Raw genomic sequence first — 19489 nt, 5'->3', positions numbered from 1 at the left:
CTCAGCCCTCGTAGTGCTCGGCCACGAGGCGGTCGAGCAGGCGCACGCCATAGGCCGTGGCGCCCTTGGGGACGGTGGCCGTGTCCTTGCCGCTCCAGGCAGTGCCGGCGATGTCGAGATGCGCCCAGGGCTTGCCCTGCACGAAGCGCTGGATGAACTGCGCGGCGGTGATGGAGCCGCCGGGCCGGCCGCCGACATTCTTCATGTCCGCAATGTCGGACTTGATCTGCTTGTCGTAGGCATCGCCCAGCGGCATGCGCCAGGCGAGCTCTCCGGTGGAGACGCCCGCCGCCGCGATCCGCGCCGCCAGCTCGTCGTCATTGCTGAACAGGCCCGCATGCTCGTGGCCGAGGGCGATGATGATGGCGCCCGTCAGCGTCGCGAGGTCCACCATGAATTTCGGGTCGAACTTCTCGATCGCGTAGTGGATCACGTCCGCCAGCACGAGGCGGCCTTCCGCATCGGTGTTGATCACCTCGATGGTCTGGCCGGAGGCGGAGGTCACGACGTCGCCGGGGCGCTGCGCATTGTCGCCCGGCATGTTCTCGACGAGGCCGATGATGCCGACCGCGTCCACCTTCGCCTTGCGCCCCGCGAGCGCGGCCATGAGGCCCGTCACCGTGCCCGCGCCCGCCATGTCCCACTTCATGTCCTCCATGCCGCCCGCGGGCTTGATGGAGATGCCGCCGGTGTCGAAGGTCACGCCCTTGCCGATGAAGCACACGGGCTTGTCGGCCTTCTTCTTGCCGCCGCTCAGCCCGTTCCAGCGCATCACCACCATGCGCGGCTCGTTCGCACTGCCCTGCGCCACGCCCAGCAGCGCGCCGAAGCCGAGCTTCTTCATCTCCTTGGGGCCCAGCACGTCCACGTCCAGCCCGAGCTTGGTCAGCTCCTTGCAGCGGTCGGCGAATTCGGCGGGGTTGAGGATGTTCGCGGGCTCGGAGACGAGGTCGCGCGTCAGGAAGACGCCCTGCGCCACCGCCTTCATCGGCGCGAAGGCAGCCTTGGCGGCGGAGGCGTCGGCCGTGGCGATGCTGAGCTTCTTCAGCTTCGGCTTGTCCTCGGCCTTCTCCGTGGTGCGGTAGCGGTCGAAGCGGTAGCTCCGCAGCGTGGCCCCCATGGCCAAGCTGGCGGCCTGGCCCGCGCTCAGCGCATCGGCGAGCACGGTGCACTCCGCTTCCTTGGACAGCTGCGGCACGAGGCCGCCGCCGAGCTTCTCGGCGTCCAGGGTCGGGCCGGTGCCCAGCACCAGCACCTTCGTCAGTCCCGGCAAAGGCGCCCAGAGTGCGGCGGACTGGCCCGCCCGGCCCTTGAAGCCCGCGGCCTCCAGCGCGCGGGCGAGGCCGCCCTGCATCGCCGTGTCCAGCTCCGCCGCGAGGCCGCCGAGGGCGCCCTCGCCCGCCAGGATCACGACGGCACCGGATTTGGGCAGGGCGGATTTGGCGAAGCTGATGTCGAGCATGACGGTCCCGTGCGTGTGATGTTGCCCGGAGAATAGGCGCTGCCTCGCCTTGCGTCATCCCGGCGCCGGGCATAGACCCGGAGCCATGACCAGGGCCGAACTGCTCGACCTCGCCGTGCGGCTCGCGCGGGAGGCGGGCGATGCCATCCAGGCCGTGCGGCGCGCGGGCTTCGCGGTGGAACGCAAGGGCGATGCGAGCCCCGTGACCGCCGCCGACCGCCTCGCCGAGGGCATCATCACCGAGGGGCTGCGCGAGGCGACGCCGGATTGGCCCGTGGTGGCCGAGGAAGCCTGCGCCGATGGCCGCATCCCCGCGCCGACGGAGCGCTTCTGGCTGGTGGACCCGCTGGACGGCACCCGCGAATTCGCCGCCGGCCGCGACGACTACGTGGCCTGCATCGCCCTGATCGAGAACGGCCGCCCCATCCTGGGCGTGCTCGACGCGCCCGCGCATGGGGAGATCTATGCCGGCATCGTGGGCGAGGGCGCCTGGATGGAGAAGGACGGGCAGCGCCGTCCCATCGCCGTGCGGCCGCTGCCGGCCGGAGGTGTCCATGTGCTCGACAGCCAGTCCCATCGCGACGGCGCGGCCACGGCGAGCTTCTGCGCGGACCTTCGGGTCGCGGAAACGACGCGCATGGGCTCGGCACTCAAATTCGGATGGATCGCGGCGGGCCGGGCGGATGTGATGCCGCGCCTGTCGAGCACCATCATGGAATGGGACACGGCGGCGGGGCAGGCCGTGCTGGAGGCCGCGGGCGGGCGGGTGCTGGACGCCAAGGGCGCGCCGCTCACCTACGGCAAGCCGGGCTATCGCAACCCGGGCTTCGTCGCCTGGGGCGGCACATGACCATCCTGCTCGACGATCCGGCCGACGCCGCGGCGCTGCTGCGGGCGGGCGAACTGGTCGCCTTCGCCACCGAGACGGTCTACGGCCTGGGGGCGGATGCGCGGAACGGCCGGGCCGTCGCGGGCATCTTCGAGGCCAAGGGGCGGCCGCACTTCAACCCGCTGATCTGCCATTTCCCCGATGCCGAGGCCGCCTGGGCCGAGGTGCGGCCGGACGAGCGCGCGCGGAAGCTGGCTGCCGCCTTCTGGCCCGGCCCCCTGACGCTCGTACTGCCCCGCCGGGCGGATTGCCGGGTGGACCTGCTGGCCGGCGCCGGGCTGGATACGCTGGCGGTGCGCGTGCCCGGCCATCCAGGCGCGCTGGAGCTGCTGCGGCTGGCGGGAACACCGGTCGCGGCGCCCTCCGCCAACCGCTCCGGCCGGGTGAGCCCCACCACGACCGCTCATGTGCTGGAGGAGCTGTCCGGCCGCATAGCGGCGGTACTGGAGGGCGGAGATTGCGAGGTGGGTGTGGAATCCACCGTGCTGGACCTCGCGGCCGGGGGGGCGGCGCTGCTGCGCCCCGGCGGCGTGCCGGTGGAGGCGATCGAGGCCGTCATCGGCCCGGTGGGCCGCGCCCTGCCCATCAGCGCGGCGCCGGAACCCACCCTGCGGAGCCCCGGCCTGATGCTTTCCCACTACGCGCCGAGCCTGCCGCTCCGGCTGGACGCGGTGGAGGTGGCGCCGGACGAGGCGCTGCTCGCCTTCGGGTCGCCCTTGCCGGGCGCGGCGCAAGTCTACCAATTGTCGGAAACTCGCGATTTACGTGAGGCGGCGGCACGGCTCTTCTCGGGGCTCAGGGCGCTGGACCGCCCCGGCCTGCGGGGTATCGCCGCCATGCCCATTCCGGGCGAGGGCCTCGGCCCGGCCATCCGCGACCGCCTGGACCGGGCCGCCGCCCCGAGGGGCTAGCGCGGCCGGCGCCCGAGGGCGGAATTATCTCGGCGCCGCGCGGTATTCTTCCTGGCGCTCGCCGCGGCAGTCGCGCTTCAGGCCGCGCAGGCGCTCGGAATTATGGGTGTGGCCGATGCGGTTCTGCAGGGCGATGGCCTCGTCCAGAGACTGGTTGAAGCCCTCGCAGCCCTCGAGCCGGTTGATGACGACTCCCGAGGAGCCGGCGGCCACCTCCTGGCTGCCGGAACCGGTCGCCACGCGGGGCTTCTGCCACCAGTTCACGACCGCGAAACCGCCGGCCGCGAAGATCACGACAAGGACGATCATGCCGAGGAGGCGGCCAAGAGACATGGGCGCGATGTTCCGAAATTGATGTGCCGGACATGTTTTTAGCAAGCCGTTGCGATACCGCAAATCAGTAATCTGATGCCCGGCGCACGGGGAGGATGGAGCTATCCCCGCGCCCGGCTATAAAACGCCATGCCCGACGATCTCCGCTCCCCTGGTCCGCATCCTGGCCTGCTCGATGCATTGCGCCAGATTCTCGGCCCCCATGGTCTGCTGACCGAGGCCTCGGACCTCGAACCGTATCTCGCCGATTGGCGCGCGCTCTATCGCGGCGAGGCCATGGCCGTGCTGCGGCCCGCGAGCACGGAGGAGGTCTCGGCCTGCGTGAAGCTCTGCGCCGAGCGCGGGATCACCATCATTCCCCAGGGCGGCAACACCTCCATGGTCGGCGGCGCGACGCCCGAGGCGAAGCCGAACCAGGTCATCCTGAGCCTCGCGCGCATGAACCGCGTGTTGGATGTGGATACGGCCGACATGACCATGACGGTCGAGGCCGGGCTGGTCCTGGCGCGCGCGCAGCAGGTGGCGGCCGAGCACGGCGCGCTCTTCCCCCTCAGCCTCGGCGCCGAGGGGACGGCCATGATCGGCGGCCTGCTTTCCACCAATGCGGGCGGCAACACCACCGTCCGCTACGGCAATGCGCGCGAGCTGATGCTGGGGCTCGAGGTCGTTCTGCCGGACGGCGGCGTCATCCATGGGCTGCGGCGGCTGCGGAAGGACAATACGGGCTACGCGCTGCGGCACCTCTTCGTGGGGGCGGAAGGCACGCTCGGCATCATCACCGCCGCCGTGCTGCGCCTCTTCCCCGCCGCGAAGGAGACGGCGACCGCGCTCTGCGCCGTGCCGTCGGAGGATGCGGCGCTGGCGCTGTTCCGCCGCTTCCGCGCGGCCGATGAGGGCGCGGTGCGCGCCTTCGAATACATGTCGGGCATCGGCATGGGGCTGGTGCTGAACCATATCGAGGGCACGAGCCTGCCCATCGGCCAGGACGCGCAGCATTTCGTGCTGGTGGACCTCTCGGCCTCGCGTGAGGGCGCTGGGTTGCGCGGCCTGCTGGAAAGCGTGCTGGAGGCCGCCATGGAGGCGGGCGAGGTCGAGGACGCCGCCCTGGCAGAGTCGGAGGCCCAGCGCGCGGCCCTGTGGAAGCTGCGCGAGGAGCATCCCGAGGCGCAGAAGCGCGCCGGCGCCAGCGTGAAGAGCGACGTCTCCGTGCCCGTTTCCGCCGTGCCGGAGATGATCCGCCGGTCCTCCGCGGCGCTCAGGGAGCTCATCCCCGGCAGCCGGCCGGTGCCCTTCGGCCATATGGGCGACGGCAACATCCATATGAACCTGGAGCAGCCCGAGGGCATGGCGGCCGAGGACTTCCTGGCCCGCGCCCATGACATCATGGACTGCGTGAACGCCATCGTGCGCGAGCTGGGCGGCAGCTTCAGCGCCGAGCACGGGGTGGGGCGCCTCAAGACCGACATGATGGAGGAATGGCGCGGCGGGGCCGAGCTTTCCGCCATGCGGGCCATCAAGGCCGCCCTGGACCCCCGGGGCATCATGAACCCGGGCAAGGTGCTGCCGTGACGGGGGTGGGTGACCCCACCGCCCGCGGCTGGTAAAGACCGCGGCGAATGAAGCGCATCGACCTCTACATCACGCGGCAACTCGGGCTGTCCCTGATCGCCGTGACGGTCGGTCTGGCGGCGCTGGTCTGGCTGACGCAGTCGCTTCGCTTCATCGAGCTGGTCCTGGATCGCGGCCTCTCGATCTGGGTCTTCCTAGAGCTGACGGGCCTGCTGCTGCCGAGCTTCTTCGGCGTCATCCTGCCCATCACGGCCTTTGTGGTGACGCTCTTCACCTATGTGCGCCTGTCCTCGGACCGAGAGCTGGTGGTGATGCGCGCGGCGGGGCTCTCCAACTGGCAACTCTCGCGCCCCGCGCTGTTTGTCGCCTCCTGCGCGATGGCGATCTGCTTCGTGCTCAATATCTGGATCACCCCGGCCTCGCACGAGGCCTTCCGAGAATGGCAGTTCGAGATCCGCAACCAGATGGCCGGACTCCTGCTGCAGGAAGGCGTGTTCAGCAGCGTGGGCGACGACCTCACCGTTTATGCGCGCGACCGGGCGCGGGACGGCACGCTTTCCGGCATCCTGGTGCATGACACGCGCGAGCGCGGCGCGCCGGTGACCATCCTGGCCGAGACCGGCCGTATCACGTCCTCGCCGCAAGGCCCGCGCGTGACGCTCTACAACGGCCAGCGCCAGCAGGTGGAGCGCACGGTGGCGCCGGACGGGACCGTGACGCAGCGCCTCTCGGTGCTGTCTTTCCGCGAGAACAGCCTCGACCTCGCGCGCGCCTCGCGCAGCGAGGGCGCGCGCTTCCGCAACGCGCAGGAGCGCAACCTGAGCGAATTGTTCCATCCGGAGGAGGGCGTCTCCGCCCGCGACCGCGGCCGCTTCCTGGCCGAGGCGCATCAGCGCCTCAGCGGGCCGGTCACGGCCATCAGCTTCGCGCTCCTCGCGCTCGCCGTCTCGCTGAGCGGGCAGTTCCGGCGGTTCGGCGGCGGCGCGAACCTCTTCGTGGGATGCGTGCTGATGGTGGGGCTGCTGGCGCTGGGCCTGGGCATCGGCAATCTCGCGGCGCGGCAGAAGGTGCTGCTGCCGCTGATCTGGGCCCATGCGCTGCTGCCCGGCATGATCTCCGCCTGGGTGATCTCGGGCATGCCGGGCCTCCCCTCCCAGCTGCGCGGCTTTGCACGATGATCGTCGCGCGCACCCTCACGCTCTATGTCGGGCGGCGCTTCCTGACGGCGACCTTCGCCATGCTGGTCGCGCTGACGCTGCTCGTCTCGATGTTCGATTTCATCGAGCTGCTGCGCCGCGCGGCGACGCGCCCCGATGCGACCTTCGCCCTGGTGGCCAGCATCGCGGGGCTGCGCATGCCCTTCGTGGGCATGCAGATCCTTCCCTTCGCGATCCTGCTGGGCGGCATCGTCGCCTTCTGGCGCCTGACGCGCTCTTCGGAGCTCATCGTCGCGCGCGCGGCGGGAATCTCGGCCTGGGGCTTCCTGTCGGGCCCGGTCGTGGTGGCCCTGCTGTTCGGCGCCACGGCGGTCATGGCCATCTCGCCCCTGTCCTCGGCGATGCTGGCGCGGGCCGAGCGGCTCGACGCGTCCTACCTGCGCGCGGGCGGCGGCGTGACGGCGCTGGCCGGCGGGCGGCTCTGGCTGCGCCAGGCGGACCGCGAGTTCGATGCCGGCGGCACGGCCATCCTCTCCGGCCGGCCCGAGCGGCTGCTCGGCACCGACCGCCACGCGCAGTTCAGCCTGACGGATGTCACGGTCTGGCGCCTCTCCTCGCGGGACCGCAGCCTGGGCCGGATCGAGGCCCCGAAGGGCGAGCTGATGCCCGGGCGCTGGGTGCTGGAGGATGCGGTGGTCTTCGGCGCCGACCGCCAGCCCCGCCCGGCCCAGACCCTCGAGATCCCGACCGATCTCACGCCCGACCGTATCGAGGACAGCTTCGCCTCGCCCGACACCCTCTCCTTCTGGGCGCTCCCGGGCTTCATCGCGGTGCTGGAGCATGCGGGCTTCTCGGCGCTCAGGCACCGCCTGCAATTCCAGTCGCTTCTGAGCATGCCGGCGCTGGCGATGACCATGGCGCTGCTCGCGGCCGGCTTCTCCATGCGGAACAGCCGGCGCGGCGGCGTGGCGCAAACCATTGCCGCGGGCGTCTCGGCGGGCTTCGGCCTCTTCGTGCTGGACCGCATCACGGGCGAGTTCGGCGAAGCGGGCACGCTGCCCGTCTGGCTCGCGGCCTGGGCGCCGACGGCGGCGGGGTTGCTGCTGGCGATTGCGTTGCTGCTGCATCTGGAGGATGGCTGAGACCATGCGGCTTCCTCCCCCTGTGACCCCTGGACGCCTTCCGCGCTTCGCCTGCTGCCGTTGCGGGCGCAAGCCCGCGGCGCGCGGCCGCCGCGCGGCCGGCCGCGCGGCGGCCGCGCGCCGCCGGGGGCCGGGGCGGGCGCACGCCCGCGGCGCGCGGCCGCCGCGAGGCCGGCCTCGCGGCCCTGGTCGTGCTCGCCATCTCGATCCCGGCGGGTGCCCAGCAGCAGAACACGACCTTCATCGGCGCGCCCGACCCGCAGGGGCTGGGCAATCCGCTTTCCGACATGCCGGTGGCCGCGCCGGCCTCCGAACGGCCCACGCCGGGGGCGGCCACCCCGCTCGGCGGCCCGGTCGGCCAGGGCGACGACGGCCCCGTCACCTTCACCGCCGACGAGGTGGAATACGACCGCGAGCGTGAGCGCGTGGTGGCCACCGGCCGCGTGGAGGCCTGGCAGGGCGGGCGCTTCCTGCGCGCCGACCGCTTCACCTACGACCGCACCACCCGCATCGCGACGGTGCAGGGCAACGTCCAGGTCATCGAGGCCGATGGGCAGGTCTTCTACGCCGAGGAGGCCGAGCTCGGCGAAGGCTTCCGCGACGGCGTGATGACCGAGGTCCGTGCCCGGCTCGCGCAAAATGCGCGCATGGCGGCGAACGGCGCCCGGCGCACCGAGGGCACGGTCAACGACCTCAGCCGCGTCGTATATTCCTCCTGCAATCTCTGCGCCGAGGACCCGACGCGCCCGCCGCTCTGGCAGATGCGCGCGCGCATGGCGACGCAGGACCGCAACACGCAGCGGATCTCGTACCGCGACGCCACGATCCAGATCGGCGGCGTGCCGGTGCTCTACACGCCCTATTTCTCGCATCCCGATCCGCAGACCCCGCGCGCCTCGGGCTTCCTGTTCCCGACGCTCGGCTATACGCGCTACCTCGGCGCCTTCGCGCAGACTCCCTATTTCTGGGCGATCGACGATCAGTCTGACCTGCTGATCACGCCGACCTTCGCCGAGAAGGTGCTGCCCAACCTGGCCCTCGAATACCGCCGCCGCTTCAACAACGGCGAGCTGCAGGTCCAGGGCTCGATCGGCTATTTCGACAACGACGCCGCGACGCGGCTCAATTCCGGCACGCCGACCAGCGAGCAGATCGCGGGCCATATCTTCTCGCGCGGGCGCTTCAACATCGACGAGAACTGGCGCGTCGGCTTCGACCTGAACCGCGCGTCGAGCGAGTCCTATCTGCGGACCTTCCGCTTCGAGTATCGGCGCGTCCTGTCCAGCCAGGCCTATGCCGAGGGCTTCTGGGGTACCGAATCCTACGCGCGCGTGGATGTACGCGCCTATCAGGGCCTGCGCTCGACCGACGATGTGCGGCAGATTCCCTATGTGGCGCCCAATGCCTATTTCGACTACGCGCCGCGCCGCCAGATCGGCGGCGGCTGGCTGACCACCGATATCGGCATCCTGGGCCTGACCCGCGATGTCGGCTCCTACAGCCAGCGGCTCGCGACCCGCGTGAGCTGGGAGCGGCCCTTCTACGGCAGCTTCGGCGATATCTGGACGGTGCGCGGCCAGGGCGACGCGGCCGGCTATGCGGCCGGCGGACAGGAGCTGATCACGAACACCGGCAACTCGGCCGCCAATGGCGTGCACGCCAACGGCAATTTCCGCGCGGCGCTCGACTGGCGCATGCCCTGGATGCGCAGCGCCGGCGATTGGGGCACGCAGACCATCGAGCCGCGCGTGCAGTTCGTGACCGGCCCCAACATGGGCAAGCAGATCCGCTTCCCCAACGAGGACAGCCTCGACTTCGAGTTCAACGATGCCAACCTCTTCCAGCTCAATCGCTTCACGGGCCGCGACCGGCTCGAGGGCGGCACGCGCGTCGATGCGGCGCTGCGCGGGAGCTGGAATTTCGTGAATGGCGGGCGGGTGGAGGGCCTCGTCGGCCGCTCCTACCGCATCGCCGGCAGCTCGCAGTTCCCGGCGGGCCAGGGCCTGGACCGCCAGGCCTCCGACTGGGTGGGCCGCGCCACCATCTCCCCCGTGTCCTGGATGGAGATGATCGGCCGCGCCAGGCTCGATGGGCAGACGGGCCAGCACCGCGCCAGCGAGGCTCTGGCCAACATCTCCTTCGGCCGCGTCGGGCCGCTGGACAATGTCTTCGCCAATGCGGGCTACCTCTACGCCAGCCCGCAGCCTTACCTGTTCCCGAACGACCAGGGCCGCAACGAGGTCTCGGTCGGCGGCGGGGCCCAGTACCGGACGGCGGGCGGCGGCGTCTGGCGGGTCAGCGCCTCCATCCGCTACGACCTCAAGATCGAGCGGCCGGTGCTGATCCAGGGCGTGGCAGGCTATGAGGATGAGTGCTTCATCCTGGAGGGGCGCCTGATGCGCCGTTTTGCCCAGGACCCCGTGACCCGCGAGGATTACATCGGCAATACGGTCTTCCTCGTCCGGGTCGGCTTCAAAACGGTCGGCGACTACTTCTTCCGTGCCATCTGAGAGCCACTGTTCCCCCTGAGATTGGCGATTCCTCACATTCCGATCTAAGAGACGGAGCAGCATGCCACGTCACGCCTTCCTCCTCGCCGCCGTCCTGACCGGACTGGCCTCGCCGCTCGCGGCCCAGCGCGTTCCCGCCGTGCCCAGCCCGGCGCCGGCCGCCGCGCCCGGGACGACCAACCGCATCCTGGCGGTCGTGAACGGCGATCCGATCACGCAGGGCGAGGTGAATTCGCGTTCGCGGCTTTTCGCGATGAATGCGGGCGGCAGCGTCTCGCCGGAGGCCATCCAGCGCCTGCAGCCCCAGGTGCTTCGCCTCGCCATCGAGGAGCGGCTGCGCATCCAGGAAATCCAGCGGCGCCGCATCCCCGTCTCCGACAATGACATCGCCGAGGCGATCGGCGATATCGAGCGGCGCAACGGCATGCCGCCCGGCATGCTGCGCGCCCAGCTGCGCGCATCGAACATCCAGCCGCGCGTGCTTTACGATCAGATCCGCGCGCAGATCGGCTGGGGCCGCCTGCTCCGCCAGGCGCTGGGCCCCCTGGGCGAGATCAGCCAGCGCGAGATCGACGACGCCATCGCCAACCGCCGCGCCCGTGCGGGCCAGACGGAATACCAGGTCGGCGAGATCTTCATCCCCGTGGACGATCCCACCACGGAGCGCGATGTCGGCCGCTTCGTCGAGGACGTCATCGGCCAGCTTCGCCGCGGCTCGCCCTTCGCGGTGGTGGCCACGCAGTTCAGCCAATCCCAGACCGCTGTTCAGGGCGGCGATCTGGGCTGGGTGACGGCCGCGCAGCTCGATCCCGAAGTCGCGGCCGTGGTCGAGCGCATGCCGCCCGGCGCGATCAGCAACCCGATCCGCGTCGCAGGCGGCTTCGTAATCGTCACCACGCGCGGCAAGCGCGACGGCGGCCGCGACCAGCTTTCCACCGTGCTGTCCATGCGTCAGCTCTTCCTGCCTTTCGACCGGCCGCTCGACCCGCAGGCGCCCACCGACCAGCAGCGCGCCATGCTGGAGCGCGCCCAGCGCCTCTCGGGCTCGCTGCGCGGCTGCGACCAGATGGACGCCCAGCCCCGCACGGGCGACCGCCCGGCCGACCCCGGCCCGGTGCGGCTGGAGAGCCTGAACCCGCCGCCGCTGCGGAACATGATGGCGACGCTGCCGATCGGCCGCGCCAGCCAGCCGGTGATCGCGCCCGACGGCATCCTGCTGCTCATGGTCTGCTCGCGCGAGCAGCAGAACCTCAACGAGTTCACGCCTGACGCTGCGCGCCAGCAGATCCTGCGCGACCGCGTCGAGGTGCTGGCGCGCCAGCTGCAGCGCGAGCTGCGCCGCCGCGCCGTGATCGAGACGCGTGGCTGAGCTCACCCCCCTCGGGGAGGTCGTCGGCCGCTACGGGCTCGATGCGCGCAAGGCGCTCGGCCAGCACTTCCTGCTCGACGAGACGCTCTGCGCGCGCATCGCGCGCCTGCCGGGCGATCTCGAGGGCCGGCAGGTGCTGGAGGTCGGGCCCGGCCCCGGCGGCCTGACGCGCGCGCTGCTGGACCGGCCCATCGCGCATCTCACCGCCGTGGAGCTGGACGAGCGCGCGCTGGCCGCGCTGGCCGAGGTGGGCGAGGCGCATCCCGGCCGCCTCACGGTGCTGCGGCAGGACGCGATGCGCTTCGACGGCGTGGAGGTCTTGCCCGCGCCGCGCCAGGTGGTGGCGAACCTGCCCTACAATGTCGGCACGCCCCTGCTGATTGGCTGGTTGCGCCAGGGCGCGGCCTGGGAACGCCTGACGCTCATGTTCCAGGAAGAGGTGGCGCTGCGCATCGTGGCGCCGCCGCGCACGGAGCATTACGGGCGGCTCGCGGTACTGGCGCAATGGGTGGCCGATTGCGCCGTCGCGCTGCGCCTGCCCCCGGGCGCCTTCCGCCCGCCGCCCAAGGTACATTCGGCTGTGGTGACGATCACGCCGCATGCGGAACAGCCGGAGCCCGCGCTGTTCCGCGCCATGGAGAAGCTGACGGCCGCCGCCTTCGGCCAGCGCCGCAAGATGCTGCGCGGCGCGCTGAAGTCGCTGGGCCAGGCGGATGCGCTGCTGGCGCACTGCGGCATCGCGGGCGACCGCCGCGCGGAGGAGCTGACGGTCGCGGAATTCGACGCGATGGCGCGGACCCTGCACGCACGGGGCTAGGCGCGGGCAGATGGGATCAATTGAGCACATGAAGATGTTCAGAAAAACAAGAAGTCACGGTCATTGCCGTGATGAGCCGCAACTGGAAACCGCGCGGACTCGAAGCTCGAAGCTCAACGCGCGCGGGGCGCGTCCATCGAAATTCTCTACGCGAAGCCAGTGGATGCCGCTTTCCGGCGCAAGAAGGCAGAGTTGTGACGCATAGCCAGGGCCGTAATCATCATTCCTGGCTCCTGGTATCGGCAAGCCGTCTCTGTCGAGGAGTTCGATCACCGTGTCGAGAGATTCCTCCAGGCGCGCGGTCGTGAACTGATAGAAACGGCCGGCTGTCAACTCGAACGGATAGAAGCGAGAGCCGTTTTGTAGGATTTGGCTTCGCAAGTCGGTGTCGATGGCGATCGGAGGTACGGTGGCAAGGCCCGCATATCCCGCAAAGAGTGGCGGCTGCCTGATCTGCTGTACCTCCACAGCGGCTTGGGCGCTCCTCGCGCCCACCAAGTACAGCCCGCTGCGCAGAAGCTCCGTTTCGTGGGTATCATCGGTTGAGCTGTTAGGCAGAACAGTGAGGGGTTCCGACCGGATGAGGACGAGCATGGGGTCTGTTGGCAGCGACAGGATGGCCGGGCTCGTCAGGCGTATGGTTCGCCAGTACCGCCCTCCTACGGCGCGAGGTGTTTCGGCATTCTCCGGAATGGTCTCGATGAAGGATGGCTCGAGGTAGGGAGCCACGGTAGCAATCGACGCGAGGCCCACGGGATGCGTAGTGATCTGCCGTTGTGCGCGGCGCAGGGCCTCTGGGGCGCGCGAGCGTTCAATTGTCGCCGTAACAAGCGCAGGTCCTTCCAGCTCCAGTAACGCGCTTACTGCAGCGGCGATCGATGCAGAATCTGTGTCTGCCGGCCGCATCATAATCCAGTCGAGCAAAGCTGCGGGGGATCGGGCCTCAGAAGTTTCCCTTCCGAGGGCAAGCGCGATCAGACTCAGCGCGCGGCGTGCTTCGCCGGAATTGCGCACCAGACCGGTTGAAATGCTGCGGATAATGTTGAGTACATCCGCATTATATTCGGCGGATAGCTCCTGCGTCCCGCGGCTACATGCGATACTTTCCGCAAGACCGACGAAAGGCATAGCGGTGACCCTATCGTCGGGTAGCCGGGCGAAGGTGCTGAGAGCGTTCTGGCAGAGCGACGTGCCTCCGGTGACCATGGCTTCCAAGAGGAGTCGTTCTATGAGGCGATCTGGCGCTGCAGGCATTTGGGCCAGCGCGATGACGATACGCCGCTTAGCCTCACTGACGCCGTCCATATCGCCTGGCATGGCACTGAGGCGCTCAATGAGTAGCGCGATGTGCGCGGGGTTTCGATCGGGAGCAGCTACAAGGCTGTCCATTACTCCACGACCGGTGGCCAGGTCGGTAAGCCAGCTCGGCGCCGTGCCGTCCTCGTTGGACGGCAATAAGCCCGCGAAACCAAGCATTAGCGGCGTTGGGACTGTGGCTGCCGCCGGGTTGAACAAACTGCTCCAGCCTCGCGACGACCGAAGCCTGGCTGCCTCGAACGCCTGAACAACGGGTGCGCAGCCCGGCCTTCTTGCTGCCTGTTGGACGGCTCGCTGAACATCTGTCTCCGGCTGCGGGCCGATTCTTGAGCGCGGGGGGGCCGGGATGGCGCGGGAAACGCGCCATGGGAGGGATAGATCGCGCGACGGCAGGCAGGAAAGGTCGACCGTAGGAAGTCTGCGCGCATTTATGAGATCCTCAGCGCAGCGCACGAGATAGACAAAGCGCTGGCCGCTTGCATCGCCGGTCAGAATGCCGCTTCGCGTCGAGACAGCGCGGAGGAAGTCCTCCCTGAGCTGGCCGTCCACATTGCAGAACAGATAATCTTCTCGCTCCCTGGCTTCGGCAGCGGGATGGGAGAGAAGGGCTTGGAGCGCGATGTCACGCTTAATGCTTGTCGACTCCCTCGCTCGGCGGGAGAGGAAGGTGATGGCGGCTGGGCTGGAGAAGCTGCGGATCAGAATTTCGAAGGCGTTGTCGGGTCGTGCTTGATCCGGCAGCAGCTCTGCGACTGTACGGAGCAAAGGTTCATGGGCTCCGAAATCGTCCGCTCCTACTCGAGTTGCAAGTACGGGGACGTAGCTCGTTATCGCTTGGCCCAAAAAATAGGCCTCCTGATCCTGGTCGGTGATCCCGACATTCCTGGCGTGCAATCGTGCGGCGCTTTCGCTGAGCAATCGTAAGGCGACTACCTGGCCGGGCATGTCGCGTAGAAGGTCGGTGAAGGAAATGAACCGCGCCAGGGCAGAAAGGCTCTGGTCTCCAGCTTGCTGCTCAGCCACGGATCGCTCGATGCCTCGGCGCCAGTCGCGATCCAAGAGCTGTTTTTGAGTCTGCCGGATAGCCTCTTCGCGGATGATGTTGCGGATCGCCTCGGTGTTCAGCGCTTCCAGGAGCGTCGGTGGGAGCTGCTCTGATATACGGTTCCTTACAACCGTTACGCTCGCCAGATCCTGCTGGATGGCACGTTGGGCCTCCATCTGCGCGATGGGCTTCAGCCGCTCCTCCATCGCCCGTTCCACGCCGGGGGCCCGGCGGGTGATCTCGGTTTCCACGAAGGTTCTGGAATTCCTTTCCAGCCAGGTGAACGCGCCCGTTACAGCAGCCGCTAACAGGCCAACTGAGAGCACCCCACCAAGCGTTAGTGTCGAACGTACGCGTGTCCAGACGTTGTCTGTAACCTCACTGCGGAACTGATCGCCTAGAATCTTCCGGAGGTCCTCCGGCTCAATCTGGATTTTGGCGACCGTATTGGAGCTATAGGACATGCCACCCTCCGACCCCAGAAATCAACGAATGGCACCCCGATCGTTATTCTACCGTGATTGACCTGCTCTGGACGCATTGCGCTATTCCGCTCAGACTTCGCGGAGGGGCTGAGAGGCTCATTCCAGGGAGCAAACATCCATGAAGCGACTTCAGGTCGGCGACGTCTCCATCACCAGCTTCGCCGAGCGCGACGGCCCCTGGCGCCGCCCCGAGGATTTCTTCCTCGGCTACCAGACCGAAGCCAAGGCCGCCGATGTCGAGATGCTGGAGCCCGAGGTCTTCGAGAAATCCTCCGGCAGGATGGTCATCACCTACCAGACCTTCGTGGTCCGCACCCCGAAGCATGTGGTGCTGGTGGATACCTGCACGGGCGAGGACAAGGGCTACGGGCCGCCCATGGACTTCCCCAAGCAGCCCTGGCTGGACGGCCTTGCCGCCGAAGGGCTGAAGCCGGAGGACGTGGACTACGTCTTCTGCACGCATCTTCACATCGACCATTGCGGCTGGAACACGAAGCTCGTGAACGGCGAATGGGTGCCGACCTTCCCGAACGCGAAGTACATCTTCCACAAGGGCGAGTACGAGGCGTGGGAAGAGCTCGCGAAGAAGGGCGAGGAGCGCATGGGCGGCGCCGGCGGCGTCTGGAAGATGAATTGCGAGCCCATCGTGAAGGCGGGCCAGGCGCTGCTGGTGGATGCCGACTTCAAGCTCGACGACACCTTCGGCCTGATCTTCACGCCCGGCCATTCGCCCGGCCATGTCTGCGTGGACATCCGCAGCGGCGGCCAGCGCGCGATCGTGGCCGGCGACATGATGCATCACCAGCTGCAATGCATCGACCCGACCATGTCCACCATCTTCTGCTGGGACCCGAAGCAGGCAGGCGAGAGCCGCCGCAAGGTCTTCGAGGATGTCGTGGACACCGACACCATGATCCTGCCCATCCACTTCCCGAGCCCCACGGTCGGCCGCCTGAGCCGAGCGGAGAAGGGCTACCAGTGGAAGTTCGTGAGAAGCTAGTTTCACGCCCTCGAGCTCCGGGCGCGCGCTTGGCCTATGGGCGCCGCCGGCCATTGTGCGGCCGGATTCGGTTGCGGGATGCCCACCCAATCGCACGGCGCGGCGCATTGAGGTAGAAGGGCGGCCATGTCCGTCCAGACCCTCATCGTGCCGCCCGCCGAGGCCGACACCCGCCTCGACCGCTGGCTGAAGCGGCGCTTTCCCGCGCTCACCCAGGGCGCGCTGCAGAAGATGCTCCGCACCGGGCAGATCCGCGTGGACGGCAAGCGCGCCGAGGCCAATACGCGCCTCGCCGCCGGGGCCGAGCTGCGCGTCCCCCCCATGCCGACCGAGCAGGCCCCGAAGGCCGAGCCCAAGGCGATCCCCGAGGCCCACGCCGAGGAGATCCGCTCCCGCGTGCTCTTTCGCGACCAGAGCGTGATCGTGATCGACAAGCCGCCGGGCCTCGCGGTCCAGGGCGGCTCGGGCATCACCAAGCATCTCGACGGGCTGCTCGACGCGCTGGCCTATGACGGCGAGCGCCCGCGCCTCGTGCATCGCCTCGACCGCGACACCTCGGGAGTCCTGGTGCTGGCGCGCAGCGCGCCGGCCGCCGCGCATCTCGCCAAGGCGTTCCGGGGCCGCGACATGGAAAAGACCTATTGGGCGATCGTGGTCGGCGAGCCCGAGCACCGGTCCGGCCGCATCTCCATGCTGCTGGCGCGCGAGAACGGCCCGCGCGGCGAGCGAACGGTCCCCGCCGCGCCGGGCGGCGAGGGCGCGCGCTCGGTCACCGACTACACCACGCTCGACGTCGCCAAGCGGCGCGCGGCCTTCCTGGAGATGCATCCGCACACCGGCCGCACCCACCAGCTGCGCGTCCACTGCGCCGAGGGGCTGCGCTGCCCCATCCTGGGCGACGGCAAATATGGCGGCGAGGCCGCGCATCTCGAGGGCCTCTCCGGGAGTTTGCACCTGCACGCGCGCTCGCTGCGCCTGCCGCATCCCGAGGGCGGGACGCTGGAGGTGAGCGCCGCGCCCCCGCCCCATTTCGAGACCACCATGCGGTTCTTCGGCTTCGACAATCCCGCCCCCAGGCCTCCCAAGCGCAGCAAATGAAGAAGCTTCTCCTCATCCTCCTCGCGATCGTGATCGCGGTGCCGGTGCTGGCCTTCGCGGGCTTCCTGCTCTTCTTCGACGCGGACAGCTTCCGCCCGCGCCTGGCCGAGGCGGTGCAGCGCGCCACGGGGCGCGAGTTCCGCATCGAGGGGCCGCTGCGCCTCACGCCCGCCCTGACGCCGACGGTCTCCGCGACCGGGCTGGTTCTGGCCAATATCCCCGGGGGTAGCGCGCCGGAGATGCTGCGCGTGGCGCAGGCGGAGATCAGCCTCGGCCTCATCCCGCTCATCCGCGGCCGGCTGGAGGTCGCGCGGCTGAACCTGGAAGGCGGGCGGCTGCTGCTGGAGAAGGGCAACTGGCTGCCCGTCGCCGCGCCCGCGCCACCGCCCGTCACGACGCCTTCCGCCACGCCCGGCGCGCCGGCCGAGCCCGCGCGCCCGCTGCAGATCGACATCCGCCGCGCCACGCTGAAGGACTGGGTCGTCACCTACGAGGGCGAGGAGATCCGCATTCCGCAGGCGCGCCTGACGGGCACCGGCCTGCTGACGCCGCTGGAACTGCATGCGACCGTGGTGGCGCGCGGCGCCGAGGCTCTGATCGAGGGCTCCATCGCCGCGCCCAGCGCCTTCACCGGCGCGGATGCCTGGCCCTTCCGTATCAACGCCGTCATCCCCGGTGCGCGCCTGCTGGCCGAGGGCGAGAAGCGCGCTACCGACTGGCGTGTCACACTGGTGGCGGACGTGCCGCGGCTGGATGCGCTGAGCGGCCTGGCGGGCCGGCCTCTGCCCCGCATCAACGAGATCAACCTGCGCGTCCAGGCGGCGATGGCCGCCGGGGCCTCGGGCATCACCTCCATCGAGGGGCGCGCAGGCAGCGGCGAATTCGCGGGCGTGACGCTCAAGAGCGCGACCATCCGCCTCGCCGCGCCCGGCCGCACGGCGCTGCGGCTGGACGGGCAGGGAAGCTATCGTGACCAGCCGGTGGCCTTCGGCGGGGAGTTCGACCCGGTCGCGCTCCAGTCCGGCCACCCCGCGCCGCTCTCGCTCCAGCTGAACGGCGCCGGATCCAACCTCTCGATCTACGGCGCCTGGCCGGGCGAGATGGTGGTGGAGGCGCAATCGACCGATCTGGCGGCCTTGCAGGCGCTGGCGGGCCGGCCCTTGCCGCCGCTGCGGGGGGTCGCGCTCCGAGCGGGCGTCACCTCCATCGGCGAGCGTTTCGCGACGGGTGCGCGGATCGGACAGCTGACCTTGACCTCCTCGGGCGGCGACCTTTCGGGCGCGCTGGACGTGCAATGGGCGCCGCGCCCGCGCATCTCGGGGCAGGTGACGTCACGGCGGCTGGACCTCGCGGCCTTAGTGCCCCCGTCGGCGCATGCCGCCCCGGGCGCCCCGGCGGCCCCAGCGGCACCGGCGCCCGCGCCGGCTTCGGGGCGGCTGATCCCGGACGTGCCGGTCGACCTTTCGCCGCTGCGGCTCGCGGATGCCGACCTGCGCTTCGAATTCGCCGAGCTGCGGCATGGCCAGACGGTCGTGCGCCAGGTCTCCGGCCGCCTGCAGAATGCCGATGGCAAGGCGCGGCTCGATCCCTTCTCCGTCACCCCGCCGGGCGGGCAGCTCACGCTGCGCGCGGCGGCGGATGCGACGGCGACGCCGCCCGCCCTGCAGATCGCCGCCAGCGGGCAGGGCCTCGACCCCGTCGCGCTGCTCGGCGTGCTGGGGGTGCAGAGCCCGATCGCAGGGCGGACCGACCTGGACCTCGACGTGCGCGGCCAGGGCGGCGATCTGCGTGCGCTGGCCGCGACGGCGACGGGGCGCCTCGGCCTCGCCGTGACGGATGGGCGCCTTTCGGGCCGGCCGGCGCAGACGCTGGGCCAGCTTCCGGGCTTCGGCGGCGAGGTGGCGGTGAACTGCCTCGCGCTGCGCAGCGACGCCGATCGGGGCATCGCGCAGATCCGCAGTCTCTATCTGGAGGGCACGCCCGGCCGCGTCGGCGGCGAGGGGCAGGCGAGCCTGCGTGACGAGACGCTGAACATCCGCCTCTCGGTCGACCTGCGCGTGGCGGGTGTGCGCGTGCGTGCGCCGGTGCCGCTGACCGGGACCTTCCTCCAGCCCCGGCTGGAAGCTGCCGGCCTCGCGCAAGGGGCGCTGGCGGGCGACCTCGGCCGGCAACTGGAGCGGGCGGTGCCGGGCCTCGGCGGCCTGCTGCCGCAACAGAGCGGCGCGCCGGACCTGCCGGATTGCGCGACGGCGCTCAACGTCGCCCGCGGCGGGCGGTCGGGGCCGGTGCCCACGCCCGCGCCGCAGCCGCAACAGGCGGCCCCGCAGGCCCCCCAGCGGCCCGACGTCAATCAGCTTTTGCGTGGCCTCTTCGGCCGGTAGGTTT

The 19489-nt window shown here is 69.9% G+C and carries 14 protein-coding genes; 11 read left to right on the top strand and 3 right to left on the bottom strand.

The window, feature by feature from the left end; translation table 11 throughout:
* Position 1: 1 nt before the first annotated feature.
* Positions 2–1462, bottom strand: coding sequence for a leucyl aminopeptidase (locus WJM96_RS19115; protein ID WP_424814138.1), 1461 nt, complete (start codon positions 1460–1462; stop codon positions 2–4).
* Between the two features lie 85 nt (positions 1463–1547).
* Here WJM96_RS19115 and cysQ point away from each other — a divergent pair, with 85 nt between their 5' ends.
* Both cysQ and WJM96_RS19105 read left to right on the top strand, forming a co-directional pair.
* Entirely contained in the window at positions 1548–2312 is a 765-nt protein-coding gene (gene cysQ / locus WJM96_RS19110) for a 3'(2'),5'-bisphosphate nucleotidase CysQ (protein ID WP_424814137.1), read from the top strand.
* Complete coding sequence (locus WJM96_RS19105; protein ID WP_424814136.1) at positions 2309–3262, top strand: L-threonylcarbamoyladenylate synthase; 954 nt, start codon at positions 2309–2311, stop codon at positions 3260–3262. Before cysQ ends, WJM96_RS19105 begins: the two co-directional genes overlap by 4 nt.
* A 24-nt stretch (positions 3263–3286) precedes the next feature.
* Here the strand turns inward: WJM96_RS19105 and WJM96_RS19100 are convergent, their stop codons facing one another.
* On the bottom strand, positions 3287–3595 hold the full coding sequence (locus WJM96_RS19100) for a hypothetical protein (RefSeq protein ID WP_424814135.1): 309 nt from the start codon (positions 3593–3595) through the stop codon (positions 3287–3289).
* Positions 3596–3724: 129 nt separating this feature from the next.
* Between WJM96_RS19100 and WJM96_RS19095 the strand changes: the two genes are divergently transcribed.
* From WJM96_RS19095 to rsmA, 6 genes are all read left to right on the top strand, one after another.
* Positions 3725–5164, top strand: coding sequence for an FAD-binding oxidoreductase (locus WJM96_RS19095; RefSeq protein ID WP_424814134.1), 1440 nt, complete (start codon positions 3725–3727; stop codon positions 5162–5164).
* A 47-nt stretch (positions 5165–5211) separates the two neighbouring features.
* Positions 5212–6342: an LPS export ABC transporter permease LptF gene (lptF, locus tag WJM96_RS19090; protein WP_424814133.1), complete on the top strand. Its 1131-nt coding sequence runs from the start codon at positions 5212–5214 to the stop codon at positions 6340–6342.
* Positions 6339–7463 (top strand): LPS export ABC transporter permease LptG, encoded by a 1125-nt coding sequence (gene lptG, locus WJM96_RS19085; protein WP_424814132.1) that lies wholly within the window; start codon positions 6339–6341, stop codon positions 7461–7463. The genes lptF and lptG overlap by 4 nt, the downstream gene beginning before the upstream one ends.
* A gap of 191 nt (positions 7464–7654) precedes the next feature.
* Entirely contained in the window at positions 7655–9973 is a 2319-nt protein-coding gene (locus tag WJM96_RS19080) for an LPS-assembly protein LptD (RefSeq protein ID WP_424814131.1), read from the top strand.
* Positions 9974–10034: 61 nt separating this feature from the next.
* Entirely contained in the window at positions 10035–11342 is a 1308-nt protein-coding gene (locus WJM96_RS19075) for a peptidylprolyl isomerase (RefSeq protein WP_424814130.1), read from the top strand.
* Positions 11335–12159 (top strand): 16S rRNA (adenine(1518)-N(6)/adenine(1519)-N(6))-dimethyltransferase RsmA, encoded by an 825-nt coding sequence (gene rsmA, locus WJM96_RS19070; protein WP_424814129.1) that lies wholly within the window; start codon positions 11335–11337, stop codon positions 12157–12159. Before WJM96_RS19075 ends, rsmA begins: the two co-directional genes overlap by 8 nt.
* Before the next feature lie 60 nt (positions 12160–12219).
* On the opposite strand, the gene WJM96_RS19065 is transcribed toward rsmA, so the two are convergent.
* Positions 12220–14985, bottom strand: a complete 2766-nt coding sequence (locus WJM96_RS19065) for a hypothetical protein (RefSeq protein ID WP_424814128.1) — start codon at positions 14983–14985, stop codon at positions 12220–12222.
* Positions 14986–15124: 139 nt separating this feature from the next.
* Here WJM96_RS19065 and WJM96_RS19060 point away from each other — a divergent pair, with 139 nt between their 5' ends.
* The 3 genes from WJM96_RS19060 (at position 15125) to WJM96_RS19050 (ending at position 19485) form a co-directional block, all read left to right on the top strand.
* Positions 15125–16006 carry an MBL fold metallo-hydrolase gene (locus tag WJM96_RS19060; protein WP_424814127.1) on the top strand — a complete coding sequence of 294 codons (882 nt, stop codon included), beginning with the start codon at positions 15125–15127 and terminating at the stop codon, positions 16004–16006.
* Positions 16007–16132: 126 nt separating this feature from the next.
* Positions 16133–17104 carry an RluA family pseudouridine synthase gene (locus tag WJM96_RS19055; protein WP_424814126.1) on the top strand — a complete coding sequence of 324 codons (972 nt, stop codon included), beginning with the start codon at positions 16133–16135 and terminating at the stop codon, positions 17102–17104.
* On the top strand, positions 17101–19485 hold the full coding sequence (locus tag WJM96_RS19050) for an AsmA family protein (RefSeq protein ID WP_424814125.1): 2385 nt from the start codon (positions 17101–17103) through the stop codon (positions 19483–19485). Before WJM96_RS19055 ends, WJM96_RS19050 begins: the two co-directional genes overlap by 4 nt.
* The last annotated feature ends 4 nt before the right edge of the window (positions 19486–19489 follow it).

The organism is Roseococcus sp. YIM B11640 (genome assembly GCF_049727625.1).
Classification (GTDB): Bacteria; Pseudomonadota; Alphaproteobacteria; order Acetobacterales; family Acetobacteraceae; genus Roseococcus.
Note: the sequence above shows the minus strand (reverse complement) of the source record. Positions and strands in the feature narration are given on the sequence as shown.